At 61.7% G+C, this 14234-nt stretch carries 11 protein-coding genes; all 11 read left to right on the top strand.

Going from position 1 to position 14234, the window contains the following annotated elements; genetic code table 11:
- The 11 genes from VSP_RS02715 (at position 1) to rpsF (ending at position 14019) form a co-directional block, all read left to right on the top strand.
- A complete protein-coding gene (locus VSP_RS02715; protein ID WP_009958563.1) occupies positions 1-1377 on the top strand; it encodes a phenylacetate--CoA ligase family protein in 1377 nt (458 codons plus the stop codon).
- A 678-nt stretch (positions 1378-2055) separates the two neighbouring features.
- The gene (gene tnpA, locus VSP_RS02720) at positions 2056-2502 is read left to right on the top strand and encodes an IS200/IS605 family transposase (RefSeq protein WP_009958564.1); all 447 of its coding nucleotides are present in this window, start codon (positions 2056-2058) and stop codon (positions 2500-2502) included.
- Positions 2503-2836: 334 nt separating this feature from the next.
- Complete coding sequence (locus tag VSP_RS33560; RefSeq protein WP_009958566.1) at positions 2837-5002, top strand: bi-domain-containing oxidoreductase; 2166 nt, start codon at positions 2837-2839, stop codon at positions 5000-5002.
- A gap of 15 nt (positions 5003-5017) precedes the next feature.
- Entirely contained in the window at positions 5018-6841 is a 1824-nt protein-coding gene (locus VSP_RS02730; protein ID WP_081452362.1) for a heparinase II/III family protein, read from the top strand.
- 35 nt (positions 6842-6876) lie between these two features.
- Complete coding sequence (locus VSP_RS02735) at positions 6877-8178, top strand: nucleotide sugar dehydrogenase (RefSeq protein WP_009958568.1); 1302 nt, start codon at positions 6877-6879, stop codon at positions 8176-8178.
- 5 nt (positions 8179-8183) lie between these two features.
- A complete protein-coding gene (locus tag VSP_RS02740; RefSeq protein WP_009958569.1) occupies positions 8184-9374 on the top strand; it encodes a glycosyltransferase family 4 protein in 1191 nt (396 codons plus the stop codon).
- A 15-nt stretch (positions 9375-9389) separates the two neighbouring features.
- Complete coding sequence (locus VSP_RS02745; RefSeq protein WP_009958570.1) at positions 9390-11285, top strand: O-antigen ligase family protein; 1896 nt, start codon at positions 9390-9392, stop codon at positions 11283-11285.
- Between the two features lie 120 nt (positions 11286-11405).
- Positions 11406-12344 (top strand): ribose-phosphate diphosphokinase, encoded by a 939-nt coding sequence (locus VSP_RS02750; RefSeq protein WP_009958572.1) that lies wholly within the window; start codon positions 11406-11408, stop codon positions 12342-12344.
- A gap of 69 nt (positions 12345-12413) precedes the next feature.
- On the top strand, positions 12414-13088 hold the full coding sequence (locus tag VSP_RS33565; protein WP_009958573.1) for a 50S ribosomal protein L25: 675 nt from the start codon (positions 12414-12416) through the stop codon (positions 13086-13088).
- 20 nt (positions 13089-13108) lie between these two features.
- Entirely contained in the window at positions 13109-13738 is a 630-nt protein-coding gene (pth, locus tag VSP_RS02760) for an aminoacyl-tRNA hydrolase (protein ID WP_081452364.1), read from the top strand.
- Positions 13735-14019 carry a 30S ribosomal protein S6 gene (gene rpsF, locus VSP_RS02765; protein ID WP_009958576.1) on the top strand — a complete coding sequence of 95 codons (285 nt, stop codon included), beginning with the start codon at positions 13735-13737 and terminating at the stop codon, positions 14017-14019. Before pth ends, rpsF begins: the two co-directional genes overlap by 4 nt.
- Positions 14020-14234 lie beyond the last annotated feature (215 nt).

Consider the following 14234-nt stretch of genomic DNA (forward strand, 5'->3'; position numbering starts at 1 on the left):
ATGTCCCTGGAAGACAAGCTCTACCCGCTCCTGCGGGTTTACGAGGCAGCCCCCCAGCCGGTGAAATCGCTGGTGGGACGGGCCTACCGGGCCATTCCGGCCAGGCTGCGCCATGGCAAGGAATATGAGCGCTTCCAGCGCGAGGCTGCGGCCTCGGAAGGCTGGTCTCCGGAAGAGATCGCGAAGTATCAGGTGAAGGAGTTGCGGGAGACATTGCTCGCGGCCGGTGAGTCTTCCTTCTATCGGGAGCGATTTCAGGATGCAGGGGTGGATCCCAGGAAACTGGAGTCGCTGGAACAGTTGAAGGACTATCCTCTACTCACCAAGCAGAATTTGATCGCGAGTCGCGAAGAGATGGTGAATCCGCGCTTTGGTGCGGCAGACCGGCTCTACATCACCACCGGCGGAAGCAGCGGCGTCCCTGTCGGCTTTTACCTTCAGAAAGGCGTGAGCCGCCCCAAGGAGCAGGCCTATCTGGAGGCGCAATGGTCTCGGCGTGGCTACCGGGTGGGGGACAAGGTGGCGGTGGTCCGGGGGATGGTGACCTCATCCAAGGCCCGCGGCGGCATCAGCTACTTTGACGCCACGCGGAACTGGCTGGTGCTTTCATCGTACCACCTGACTCCGGAGCGCATGGATGAGTATGTGACTGCGCTGAACAGGTTTCAGCCGCGCCATCTTCACATGTATCCTTCGGCGGCACTGATCCTGGCGAGGTTGCTGGAGCAATCTGGTCGCAAGCTGGAGTTCAAGCCGGTGTCGCTGCTCTGCGGTTCCGAAAAGTTGACGCTGGAAGCTCAGCAGTATCTGGAGGGCGTGTTCGGTGCTCCCGTGTTCCATTGGTATGGGCACAGTGAGCGGGCAGTGCTGGCGGGGCAGGGCCGACAGTCCAATCTGCTCCATTTCTGGCCGGGCTATGGTTACGTGGAGTTCGGAGCGCCCAATGATGAAGGATTTCAGGAGGTCATTGGCACCACGTTTCACAACCATGTGATGCCCTTGGTGCGCTACCGCACGGGAGACTACGTGAAGCTGGCGTCCCAAGGCGCAGGCGAGTGGCCGTGGCCCGCCGTGGAAGCCGTGGCCGGCCGGGAGTATGAGTTTCTTGTCAGCGCCACGGGTCGGCAGATTTCGTTTACGGCCATTAACATGCACGACCGGATTTTCGATGGCTTGTGCGCCGTGCAGTTCTATCAGGCAGAACCCGGCAAGGTGGAGTTGCGGTATCAAACCGGCCTGGGATGGACTGGGGCCACCCGCGGCATCCAGGAAGGTTTGAGCCGGAAGTTGGGCGATGATTTTGAGCTGGTGATGCGTGAGGTTCAGGAAGTGGAAAAGACCGCCGCAGGGAAGCACAAGTGGCTGGTGAAGAAGTAGCGGAATGCGGAAGATGAGGCCTTGTGGAAGAAAGCGGGCTTGGTCTTGAATCCGGCGTATGAGCTTTGGGATATGGCGTCAGGGGCGGGCAAAGCGATGGGCGAACCGCTCCGCGGTTCAGATCTGGCCCTGTGTACCATAGGTAGTCCTCGCTCCGCTCGGCCGACCTATGGCTATTCATGGTGAACCCTCCGGGTTCGAGTTTCGAAGCATTCCAAGGTTTGTCGTGCAAAATGAGTCCTTCGAATTCCGGTCGTTTGCATTACCCTAAAAAGGAAGATGGAAGTGGTGAAAACAGCGCTTCCCGCTGTGTTGCAACGATTTGAACCGGAGGACGTTATCATTTAAAAGTTTCATCGCGGAGCGATGGGAATTCATACATCGTGAAGGCCTTGGGCATCTTCACTGTAGTTTCATTTTCCTTTTTAGGATTACGAAAGCGGGGGGCGAGCCCCGAAGCTATTGCTGCCTACAAGAGCCCAATTTGTGTCAGGCATCACCCATTCTCTCGCACGGCACTTGTGGTGAACTTATCTGTTTTGGAGTGTACGCAGCCTGAACCCGGAGGGTTCGCCAACCGTAGCCATGGGTCGGCCGAGCATAGCGAGGACTACCCATGGTAGAGGCAGAGCAACTTGAACCGCGAAGCGGTTCGCCCATCGCAGCCAACCGCCCCTGATGTCCACCTACACCCAGATCCTCTACCACGTGGTGTTCTCGACCAAGGATCGAGAGCGGGTCCTTGCCAAAGCCGGACGCGATGATCTCTACCGTTTCATCTGGGGCACGCTCAAAGAGCGCGAATCGCATCTCTATCGGATCGGTGGCGTGGAAGATCATGTGCATATGCTGATCACGTTGCATCCATCTATTGCGCTGGCGGATCTTGTGAAGGAGGTGAAAACCGCCTCATCCAAATGGATCAAGGGCACCGGCACGTTCCCCCATTTCACAAGTTGGCAGCCGGGATATGGGGCGTTTACGCACTCCCTGGCGGAGAAGGACGACTTGATTGAATACATCAAGAGCCAGGAGGAGCATCACAAGGTGGTGTCCTTCCGGGAGGAGTATGAGGCCATGTTGAAGAAAGCGGGCTTGGTCTTGAATCCGGCGTATGAGTATTGAGGATATGGCGTCAGGGGCGGGCAAGGCGATGGGCGAACCGCTCCGCGGTTCAATCCTCGGCACGCCAACCATAGGTAGTCCTCGCTCCGCTCGGCCGACCTATGGCTATTCATGGTGAACCCTCCGGGTTCGAGTTGCGCTGCATTACATGGTTCGGTGCTGAGCTGACGATGGAGGCGCTTCGTGCCTAATGTCGGATCCAGAACGCGCCTTGGGATTCGTCTTCCTCATAGCCCGCCCGCCCGCCGCCATCCCAATCCTGTTAATCTTTAGAAATCTTGTTAATCCTGTCTGAAAATTCGCCCACCCCACCCTTTCACACTCTCTCCCCACTTTGAAACAACTCGCGCAATATCAGGACGGCCGGCTTGAACTTCAGGAGGTGCCTGCACCGACGCCTCCTCCGGGGGGCATCCTCGTCCGGGTCACGCACTCGGTGATCAGCCCGGGTACGGAAAAGATGAAGGTGGAGCAGGCCCGTATGTCGCTGCTGCAAAAGGCGAAGGCGCGGCCGGACCAGGTGAAGAAGGTGCTGGACACGGCCCGCACCCTGGGTTGGAGGGCGGCGATGGAGAAGGTGAAGAACCGCCTCGAATCGCCTTCGCCACTCGGTTACAGCGCGGCGGGGGAAATCATCGCGGTGGACGAAGGCAACACCCGGTTCCGCGTGGGGGATAAGGTGGCGTGTGGGGGGGCGGAGTGCGCGTTTCACGCCGAGCTCGTGGCGGTGCCGGATCTCTTGGCTTCTCCGGTGCCGGATGGCGTCGCGGGCTGGCAGGCGGCTTACACCACGCTGGCCTCCATTTCCATGCAAGCCGTCCGGCAGGCCGATGTGAAGCTGGGAGATCGCGTGCTGGTCGTGGGCCAGGGGCTGGTGGGGCAGTTGGCCACGTCGCTCCTCGCTGCCAGCGGCGCGCGCGTCATGGGTGTGGACCTCGTCTCGTCACGTCTGGAGGTGGCCCGGCAGATGGGCGCGGAGCGCGTGGTGCATCCCGGTCAGACGAAGGTCGAAGATGCGGTGCGCGAATGGACGGAAGGCCTGGGAGTAGATGCAGTGCTGCTCTGCGTGGGGGGCAAGTCTCCGGCTCCAGCCGAGCAGGCGATCACGTGCCTGCGGGATCGCGGCACCATGGTGATCGTCGGTATCTATGACGCCACGCTGGAGTGGAAGACCGCTTACATGAAGGACATCCAGGTGCGCTACTCCCGCAGCTATGGTCCGGGGCGCTACGATCCCCAGTATGAATGGGGCGGTCGGGATTACCCGGTGGGTTATGTGCGGTGGACGGAGAACCGCAACTTTGAAGCGGCGTTGCACTTGATGAAGTCCGGCGGATTGAATCTGTCACCGGTGACGACGCGGCGGGCCGCCTTTCATGATGCCGTCTCGGTGTATAACGATCTGATGGCTTCAGACAACGCAGACATTGGCGTGGTCCTGGAGTACGCAGCGTCTTCCTCGGGATCGGGCGAGATTGTGCCAACCATCAACACCCGCCCGGCACCGGAGGTTCGAGGAGAGAAGAAACTGACGGGGCCCGTGCCCGCGCTTCACGTCATCGGGGCGGGCAACTTTGCCCGCACCATGCTGCTGCCGCATCTGAAAGGGCGGGTGCCTTTTGGAACCATCGTCAACCAGACCAGTCTGAGTGCCCGGCATGTGAAGGAGAAGTTCGGCTTTGCTGAGGCGGCGACTGATGCGGCCTCCGTGCTGGCCGCCTCGCCGGAAAGAGCAGGCGTGGTCATTGCCACCCGACATCACTTGCATGCGCCCCTGGTCCTGCAAGCGCTGGCAAAGCAGGCGCACGTCTTTGTGGAGAAGCCGTTGTGCCTCACTCGTCAGGAGCTTGCCGAGATCGATGCGGCCATGGCCTCTTCTTCCGGCAGCGTCCTGGTGGGTTTCAACCGTCGTTTTGCCCCGGCCACAGCGGAAGTGAAGAAGGCGCTCTTTGGTATTCCCGGGCCAAAGACGCTGTCCTTCCATGTCTTTGCCGGCAAGCTGGCCCCTGACCATTGGTATGCGAACTTGGATGAAAGCGGCGGTCGGGTGTTGGGGGAGGCCTGCCACTTCTTTGACTTTGCCTGCCACCTCTTGGGGCGTCCCGTTCAGGTCACGGCACAGACGGTCTGGCCGGTGCGAGGAAGCCACAGCTTCCCGGACTCTGTCACGGCACAGATCGCGTTCGAAGACGGATCCTGCGCGCAGATCATCTACACGGCAGAAGGCGACTACGCGTTCCCCAAGGAGACGTTCCGCGTCTTTGCCCCGGGTCTGGTGGCGGAGTGTGAGAACTTCCAGAAGCTGACGCTGTACAAGGGTCGCAAGGCCGTGACGCATAAGTACGGCTCCAAGGGCCACGCGGAGGAGATGCAGCAGTGGGCTGCTTTCCTGAGCGGCGGCGCTCCTCATCCGCTGCCTTATGTGGACTCGCGCCAGAGCATGTTGCTGACCTTTGGTGTGCTGGAGAGCCTCCAGCAGAATGCGCCGGTCAAGCTGTAGGTCCGGTTTCAATTCATGTCGATAGGATGGTATCTGCATCGCCTCCGGGCGATGAGCCCCCCGGAGCTTTGGCACCGGGTGACGGAGCGCTGGAAACACCGGTCTGACGCGGGTTTTGCAGCGCGTGTGCGCCCTGTGAAAACCGGTGAGTGTGTGCCGGGTGTCCCTCATTTGCCAGAGGCAGGCGATGCTCCTCCATCGTTGAAACAACGGCTCGCTAAAGATGCCATCAACCTGCGGGCAGGGAGATGGCATCTCTTTGGCTGGCGGGAGGTGCAACTTGCCTGTCCGCCTTCATGGCATCGGGATCCCTTGGGCGATCTTGTGACGCCCAAGGACAGGCTGGCACATCGATTGAATCACCGGTCGCTGCCCGCCGGAGTGGATGTACGCACCCTCTGGGAGATCAGCCGGTGGTCAGAGATGGTGCGTCTGGCCATGCACGGCTGGCTGAACCAAGATGCCGCCGCCATCTCGACCGCCCAGGACTGGCTGGAGGACTGGGTTCAGGAAAATCCGGTGGGCTACGGCATCCACTGGACGAGCCCGCTGGAGGCGGGGCTGCGGCTTATCAATTTCACCTGGTTCGATGCCCTGGTGCACGCAGGTGGCGACTCGGCCCTGCTGGAGCGTCAGTCCCGGCTGGTCCAGCAGGTGGTGGTGCCTCACGCGCTGTGGGTCTGGCGCTACCTGTCCTTTGGTTCCTCTGCCAACAACCACTTGCTGGGCGAGCTGGCGGGACTGCTGCACGCGGTGAAACGCTGGCCGGATCTTGAGGCGGTGGTCTGCCCGGCCGGCCGGCTGTGGTCCGAGGTGGAGCGTTGTGTCCTCGAACAATTCGCGCCGGACGGGGGCAACCGTGAACAGGCGCTGCACTACCACCTCTTTGCGTGGGAGATGGCGTGGCACTGCGCCCGCCTCATGAAGGTGGAGCGGGGTGAGCCCTGGAACCGGCTGCTGCGGGCGGCCTCATTCTTTGCCCACGCGGTGCAGCCTACGGAACCCTGGCACTACGGAGACTCTGACGACGCCGAAGTAGTGCCTCTGTGCCTGGACCGGCATCTGGCGGAGGGCGAGTGGCAGGCCTGGCTCATGGGGCAACCAACTGGTGAATCCCTGCGTTTTTGGCTGGGGACCCCGCCCAAGGCCTCGGCGACCACTTCAGGATGGTGGGTGGCTCCGGACAGCGGGATGGCGACCTATGAAAACCACGGGTGGAAGCTGCGGGTGGATGCCTCGCTGCTCGGGTTTGGGGCCATGGCCGCCCATGGGCATGGGGACGCGTTGCACGTCTCCGTATGGGACGGCGAACTCGCGCTCATCATTGATCCGGGGACCGGTGGCTACTACGGCATGAAAGAGCAGCGCGCAGCTCTGGCCGCCTGGGAGGCCCACAATGGCCCGCAGCCCGTGGGAGGCTTCCAAACCCCGCGCCGCCTGGGCACATTTCTCCTTCTGGACCACCATGTGGCTCCCCGATTGGAGGATGAAAGCGGCAGGCTGACTGCGAGTCTCCAGCACGAGGGCAGGGATTGGAAACGGTCCGTGATGATCGTCGGAGGGGGCCGGATCTGCATAGAGGATGCCGTGACGGGAGGCTCCGCTTTTGACCTGCGGACCCGCTGGCATCTGGCTCCTGAGGTGGAGGTGACTCCTGCTGGTGAGGCTGAATTCCTGCTACGGCGGCAGGGCAGGCGCTGGCGGGTATCCTTTGAAGACGCCACCTCCTGCACTTTGATGACCGGGATGGCGTCCCGTCGTTATGGCAGCTTTGAGGACTGCCAGGTGATCGAGGTGGTCGGAGAATTGAACATAAAAAGTGTTTGGACGCGGGAGTGATCTCGTGATGGTGGGCGCGAGCACTTCACAGCACTATGCAGGTTAGCATCTTTGGACTCGGATATGTCGGCGCCGTCACCGCAGCCTGTCTTGCGGACAAAGGTCATGGAGTCATCGGAGCCGATGTGCAACAGGCCAAGGTGGATGCCTTTAATGCCGGGGAATCGCCGATTGTCGAACCCGGTCTGGATGCGCTGATGCAGGCTGCCCGGCAGGGCGGGCGGCTGCGGGCCACCACGGATGTGGCGGAGGCCGTCTCGGAATCGGAGGTCTCGATTGTCTGTGTGGGCACGCCTTCGCTGGAGTCCGGGCGGCTGAATCTGGACTTCGTGCGGAAGGTCTCCCAGCAACTGGTGGACGCCGTCAAGGAAAAGGACGGGGCGCACACCATCATCTTCCGCAGCACCATGCTGCCCGGGAGCACCCGCACGATGGTGCACGACTTCTTCCAGCCGCTGCTCGATGCCGGGCTGGTGACCATCTACTACTGCCCGGAGTTCCTGCGGGAAGGCACGGCGGTGCGGGATTTCCGTGAACCCTCCCTCTGCGTGGTGGGGACTCATGACGGCGGTCCTCCCACTGGCACGGAGCCGTTTGAGCTTCTCGGCGAGAATGCCGAGATCCTCGCATGGGAAGGGGCGGAGACCATCAAGTACGCCTGCAACTACTTCCACGCGCTCAAGGTGGGGTTTGCCAATGAGATTGGCCGCATCAGCAAGCACCTGGCCGTGGACGGTGCCCGCATCATGGATGTGGTCTGCCGGGATGAGAAGCTGAACATCTCCCGTTATTACATGAAGCCCGGCAACCCCTTTGGCGGCTCCTGTCTGCCGAAGGACGTCAGCGCGTTGAGCTCCTTCGCCCGCATGGAGGGGGTGAGCCTGCCGGTGCTGGACAGTGTGCTGAGCAGCAACCAATCTCACCTGGATGCGCTGTTGAAGCTCATCACCAGCAAGGGTTCCCGGAAAGTGGGCATCCTGGGTCTGGCCTTCAAGTCGGATACGGATGACCTGCGGGGCAGTCCGATGGTGGCGGTGGCGGAGACGCTGCTCGGCCGGGGCTACCAGTTGAGCGTGTACGACCCACAGCTCAACCTCTCCCGTCTGATGGGGGCGAACGAGGCGGAGATGCAGCGCCGCATGCCGCACCTGGCACAACTGCTGCGGGCCACCGCAGCCGAGGTGGTGGCGCAGAGCGAGGTGGTGATCGCCGCGCAGAAGTGTGCGCCGCTGGAGGAGCTGGCCACGGCAGTGACGGCGGACCATTGGGTCATCGATGTCAACGGATGGCGGGAGCTCGATACGCTGTCCTGGAAGTACGAGGGCAGCTGCTGGTAGAGCCCATGTCGAAGCCCCTGCGCATCCTCATCATTGTCGAGAACCTGCCGGTGCCTCTGGATCGACGGGTGTGGCAGGAGGCCTGCGCGTTGCGGGATGCCGGGCACGATGTCACGGTGATCTGTCCGCAGATGCGGGGCTACACCACGCCGGAGGAGATCCTGGATGGCATCCAGATCTACCGGCACTGGATCACCGAGGAGGCCAAGGGCATCAAGGGGTTCCTGGGAGAGTACGCCAGTGCGTTGTGGGGTGAGCTGGGCTGCGCGCTCAAGGCCTGGCGTCGCAAAGGGTTCGATGTGGTGCATCTGTGCAATCCGCCTGATCTGCTGTTTCTGGTAGCCCTGCCCTTCAAGTTGATCGGAGGCGTGAAGGTCATCTTCGATGTGCATGACCTTTGGCCTGAGATGTTCGAGGCCAAGTTTGGCCGGCGGGGGCTGCTCTACTGGGCGGTCCGAATGGCGGAGCGCTGTACTCTGGCTGTCGCGGATGTGGTCATGGCCACGAACCAGAGCGTGCTGGCGGCAGTGAAGCGGCGTGGCGGGAAAAAGGACGACGAGGTCTTTGTGGTCCGCACCGCGCCGAACCGTCTCAACACCTCGCTTCCCGCTGACGAGGGCCTCAGGAAGGGGCGCAAGCATCTGGTCGGATACATCGGGGTGATGGGCAATGCCGATGGCGTGAACTATCTGGTGGATGCCGCCCGCTACATCGTGCAGGACCGCAGGCGGAATGACGTGCAGTTCCTGCTGATGGGGTCTGGCCCCGAGCATGCGGATTTGGTGAAACAACGCGACGCGCTGGGCCTGCAGGATCATGTGGACATGCCGGGGCGGGTCAGCAACGAGTTCCTTTTCACCGGGCTGAAGACGATGGACCTGGGCGTGGCGTGTGATCCCATCAACGACTACAACGACCATTGCACCATGAACAAGACGCTGGAGTACATGGCGTTTGGCAAGGCGCAGGTCATGTTCGGCACGCGGGAGGGGCGTTATTCCGCCGGAGGGGCGGCCCGCTACGTGATGGAGAACTCCGCGGAGCGTCTGGGGGATGCGATCCTGGAGATGCTGGACGATCCTGTTGAGAGCGCACAACTGGGGCGCATCGGCTACGACCGTCTGACCCGGGAGCTGAGCTGGGAGAAGTCCGTCGAGCAGTTGCTGGCGGCCTATGAGCGGGCGCTGCAGCCCTGAGGCGACAAAGGAACCATGGCCGCACGATTCATCACTGCCGTCATCGTCGGGCTCTTCCTGCTGGGCCTGCTGCTGACGGGCGTGCTGGGCACAGAGACGCGGTTGCTCTTCTACTGGCCTGCCTGCGTGGCACTGGGGCTTGCGGCCGTGGGGGCGTCACTAAGATGGCGCTGGCGGCTGAAGTTTGCGCCCGCGGACGTCTGCCTGGCGTCAGTGCTGGTGCTGGCGGTCTATTTTGTCGGTCGGCAGCTGACATCGCCCGTGGTGACTCATGCGCGGGAGGATCTCTTCATCCTGCTGGGCTGTCTGGTCACCTACACGCTCTCGGCCACGGTGTTGAGCCATCCTGGAGCGAGGCTGTGGGTTCTAGGAGTATTGCTTTTCACCACGCTGGGAAATCTGGTGGTGGGCTTCATTCATTTCTCGGGCCGGTGGTCGTTTCACGTGGTGCCCAGCTACATGCGTGCCTTCGGCGAGGAGCAACGCATCGGCGGATTTTACAACAACCCCAACCACCTTGCGGCCTTCCTGACGATGATGTCCCTGGTGCTGGCCGGGATGGCGTTGTTCGGCCGTGGAGGGGCGGCCAGGAAGCTGCTCCTGGGATTTGTCGCCCTGTCGGCCGCGATTGGCGTGGCGCTGACGGTCAGCCGGGGTGCCCTGGTGGGACTGGCCGCCGGCGGGGTGGTGCTGGCGGCGTTGAGCCTTTTCATCTTGTGGAAGACCTACCCGCATCTGGTCGGGAAGCTGCTGGTCGCGACGGCGGTGGTGCTGGCCATGGGGGGCATGGTGCTCTTTGGCGTGTTCTCAGAGCAGTTGCAGCGTCGCTTTGGCATGTCGGCGTTTTCTGAGGGGGAGCCCCGCATGCAGATCTGGAAGGCGGCGCTGGAGCAGCATCAGACGCATCCCCTGATCGGCGCGGGAGCCCGCATGTTCTATGAAGGGTGCGTGACCTACCGCCAGGCCATCGCGCCCCTCTGGCTCCAGGAGGCGGAGTTTGTACACAATGAATGGCTGCAGACACTGGCGGACTACGGCTGGGTGGGGCTGGGGCTGGTGATCGCGGTTCTAGGCATTCACCTGCGCAATGTGGCCGGATTCCTCCGGTGGTTCGTCACAGACAAGTTCGACCGCACCGCCACGGTCATGAGCAACGGGCTCGGACTCGCCGTCGGTGCCGCGGCTGCCATTGTGGCCACCATGGCGCATGCAGGGTTTGAGTTTCACTTTCACGTGGCGGCACCGGCCCTGCTTGCTGCCTATCTGCTGGGGGTGCTGGCCAATCCGGGATTCTCTCCCGAGGGGTGGAAGCCGTTGCGCGTGCCCGGGTGCCGGCCGTTGTTGAAGTTCGCGCTCTTCGCCGCCGGAGCGGTCATGCTCTTCGGTTCATGGAAATATGGCCGTGCCGAATTCTACGCGGAAAAGGCCTCGCTGCTTGAGAAGGACAAGAGCCCGGAGGTGACGATGGAGCGGCTCGACTGGCTGACCCGTGCGGCAGAGCTCGATCCTGAGAACGGAGACTACTGGTACCAGCGCGGTCTGGTGCGGCTTGAGACTGCGGCTGGCCAGCCCGAGACCCTGGCGAAGAGTCTGTTGAAAAGAGGGGCAGAGGACCTGGATCGTGCGCACCGCCTCAATCCCTATAGCATGTACCCTTCCCTGGCGCTGGCCGACGCGTACGACGCCCTTGATGAACCCACGCGGGCAGTGCAGGCCATTGATGATGCGCTCCGCGTCGCGCCGCTGTATGAGATGCCCCGGCTGGCCTATGCCCTTCATCTGCACCGCCAGCGGCGCTGGGCAGAGGCGGAGGAGGCCTACTTCTGGGCGGATCAGGCGGCAGCCGGACGGACAGGGGAGGCGCACCCGTTTTACTTGAGGATGCTCAAGGACGCTGCCGCAGCCCCGTAGCGGTCGCTTCAAGGTCTTCAACATCACACCCAAATGGGGCCGGGGCGTTGCCCGGCCTTTTTCGTTTCCCTGCATCGCCGGGTTGATTTGTCAGGGAATCTTTGTTCACTGCCTTCGTTCATGAACAACAAGCTCCGAATCCTCAGCGGTACTGCCCATCCTGCCTTGTCCCAAGCCATCGCGGACAACCTGGGGGTGCCCTTGGGTTCAGCAGTGGTTGAGACCTTCCCGGACGGCGAGACCTTCGTGCAGATCAACGAGAACATTCGTGGGCGTGACGTCTTCATCGTGCAGCCGACCTGCCCACCGGCCAACCAGAACCTGATGGAGCTGCTCATCATGGTGGATGCCGTCCGCCGCGCCAGTGCGCACCGCATCACCGCCGTGCTGCCGTTCTTCGGCTATGCCCGTCAGGACCGCAAGGACCGCCCCCGTGTGCCCATCACCGCCAAGCTGGTGGCCAACCTGCTGGTGGCTGCCGGGGTGAACCGCGTGCTCACCATGGACCTGCACGCTGGCCAGATTCAGGGCTTCTTCGACATCCCGGTGGATCATCTGTACGCTTCCCCTGTGCTCATCAAGGCCATCCGCGAGCGGGGCTTGGAGGACATCGTCGTCGTATCACCCGACGTTGGCGGTTTGAAGATGTCCCACGCTTATGCGAAGGCCCTGGGCGCTCCGTTTGCCATTGTCGCCAAGAATCGCATCAGCGCTGAAGAAGTGGAGGCTCTGAGCGTGATCGGCGATGTGAAGGATCGCAATGTTCTGCTCGTGGATGACCTTACGGAATCCGCCGGCACCCTCACTGCGGCGGCCCGGTTGCTGGCGGAGAAAGGGGCCAAGAACATCTACGCGGGCGTTTCCCACGGCGTCCTGAGTGAAAAAGGGCACGAGCGCCTGAAAAATTCACCGATTATCGAGCTCTTTTCCACGGATTCCGTTCCGCAGGCACATGGCAATAAAGTCACCGTATTGAGTGTGGCACCTCTGCTGGGCGAGGCGATTAAACGCATCCATTCGGATGAGTCGGTGACGTCACTCTTTGACATCAGGGGTTGACAGTTTTCGGAAAGCGGGTAGCTTCCCCGCCCTTTTCCCAAAACCGATATACCTCAGGAGACCTCGATCATGGCCAAAATTCTCGATTTGCAAGCCAAGGTGCGCACCGCCGAAGGCACCAGTGCCGTCAAGCGCCTGCGCAAGGCCGGCAGCATCCCTGCCGTCATCTATGGCAAGAAGCACTCGAACGCCAAGGTCGAAGTGAACAGCAAGACGTTCACCGCCATCATCGAGCACAGCGCCTCCGACAACATCCTCGTCAACCTGAAGATCGACGGTGAAGCCAATGACGCTCTCGCCCTGGTTCAGGAAGTGCAGCACGACTACCTTCGTGGTGGCATCCTTCACGTTGATTTCCACGCGGTGGCCGCTGATGAAGACATTCACGCCGCCGTGCCGGTGGTGCTTAGCGGTATTGAAGCTGCTGAGAAAAAAGGCGGCAAGCTCGAGTTCGTGCTTCACAGCCTCGAAGTGCATTGCCTTCCCAAGGATCTTCCTGAGTCCATCGCTCTTGACGTGTCCTATCTGAACGTCGGCGAAGCCACTCACGTTAGCGAGCTCGCTCTTCCTGAAGGCGTCTCCTCCAAGCTGGAAGGCGACGTGGTCGTGGCCATCTTGAAAGAGCCTCTCGTGGCTGAAGAAGCTCCCGCTCCTGCCGCTGACGCCAAGGCTCCTGCCAAAGGCAAGGGTGCCCCGGCAGCCAAGGCCGCCGCTCCGGCTGCAAAGCCCGCCGGCAAGAAGTAATCATCTTCTTTTGACTGGATGTGTCCGGGGGTGGCCAAAAATTGTTGATACGGCCGAGATTGATTGTCGGCTTAGGCAACCCCGGACGCGAGTACGCCGATACGCGCCACAACATTGGATTCATGGTCGTGGACGCGCTCGCCGGTCAATTCTCCGCCTCTTGGGGGCACGAGAAGCGCTGGGATTGTGCCCTCGCCAAGTTTTCGGGTGGGTGGCTGCTCAAGCCATTCACTTATATGAATGCCAGCGGCGAGGCGGTGTCATCCGTCTGCCGCTTTTACAAGATTCAGCCGGAGGAGGTGCTCGCCGTCTATGACGACGTGGATCTGTCCCTCGGCTCGATGCGTTTCCGGATGAACGGCCGACCAGCCGGTCACAACGGTGTCAGATCTCTGATTTCCCATCTCGGCACGGAGGAGTTTCCCCGGTTGAAGGTGGGGATTGCCGGGGAGCAGGGCCGTCCCGCGGGTGACCGCATGGTGGGCCATGTGCTGGGTCGCTTCAGCGAGGCTGAGCAGCCCCTGGTGCAGACCGCCGTGAGCCGGGCCGTGGAGGCCGTGCGCTCCGCGCTCAACACCGGCCTGGAAAACGCGATGAATCTCTACAACCGCAAAGAATCAACCACGAACCAAACTACGCCAAAACCATGAGCCGCAAATACGAAGCGATGATTGTCCTCGACATGAAGGGCAAAGAGGAAAACGTCGAGACCCTGGTCAGCCAGCTGGGCCGCGAGTTCGAACAAAACGGTGCCAAGCTCGAGCAGGTGGACAACCTCGGGAAGAAGAAGTTCCCCTATGCCCCGCGTCACGTGGAGTCCGGCTACTACATCAACTTCCACTTTGAAGCCGCTCCTGAAGCCATCAACGGCCTCCAGACGAAGCTCAAGCTCAACGAGAACATCTATCAGCAGTACTTCCAGCGCCGCTAATTGCGGTGATCTGGGCTGCGTGCTCCTCCGCCCCGTGGGTCCTCGGATCCAGGGCCGGGAAGTGAGGTGCTCGCTGCTGTCTGTTTTGCAGTTCCTCCAGCGGGCGGATTCATGATCCGCCCCGCCCTCCAGCCAGTTTTCTGCTGTGCCCGGGCTGGTCGTGTCTTGGAGACACGGGTCGTAAACTCCAAAAACCTGTCGCCAAACTAGGCGGC

The organism is Verrucomicrobium spinosum DSM 4136 = JCM 18804 (genome assembly GCF_000172155.1).
Taxonomy (GTDB): Bacteria; Verrucomicrobiota; Verrucomicrobiia; order Verrucomicrobiales; family Verrucomicrobiaceae; genus Verrucomicrobium; species Verrucomicrobium spinosum.

What these genes read in the sequence shown, in the direction of transcription:
- VSP_RS02715 (WP_009958563.1), top strand. Translation starts at nt 1, where the DNA reads ATGTCCCTGGAAGACAAGCTCTACCCGCTCCTGCGGGTTTACGAGGCA.
- tnpA (WP_009958564.1), top strand. Translation starts at nt 2,056, where the DNA reads ATGTCCACCTACACCCAGATCCTCTACCACGTGGTGTTCTCGACCAAG.
- VSP_RS02730 (WP_081452362.1), top strand. Translation starts at nt 5,018, where the DNA reads ATGTCGATAGGATGGTATCTGCATCGCCTCCGGGCGATGAGCCCCCCG.
- VSP_RS02735 (WP_009958568.1), top strand. Translation starts at nt 6,877, where the DNA reads ATGCAGGTTAGCATCTTTGGACTCGGATATGTCGGCGCCGTCACCGCA.
- VSP_RS02740 (WP_009958569.1), top strand. Translation starts at nt 8,184, where the DNA reads ATGTCGAAGCCCCTGCGCATCCTCATCATTGTCGAGAACCTGCCGGTG.
- VSP_RS02745 (WP_009958570.1), top strand. Translation starts at nt 9,390, where the DNA reads ATGGCCGCACGATTCATCACTGCCGTCATCGTCGGGCTCTTCCTGCTG.
- VSP_RS02750 (WP_009958572.1), top strand. Translation starts at nt 11,406, where the DNA reads ATGAACAACAAGCTCCGAATCCTCAGCGGTACTGCCCATCCTGCCTTG.
- VSP_RS33565 (WP_009958573.1), top strand. Translation starts at nt 12,414, where the DNA reads ATGGCCAAAATTCTCGATTTGCAAGCCAAGGTGCGCACCGCCGAAGGC.
- rpsF (WP_009958576.1), top strand. Translation starts at nt 13,735, where the DNA reads ATGAGCCGCAAATACGAAGCGATGATTGTCCTCGACATGAAGGGCAAA.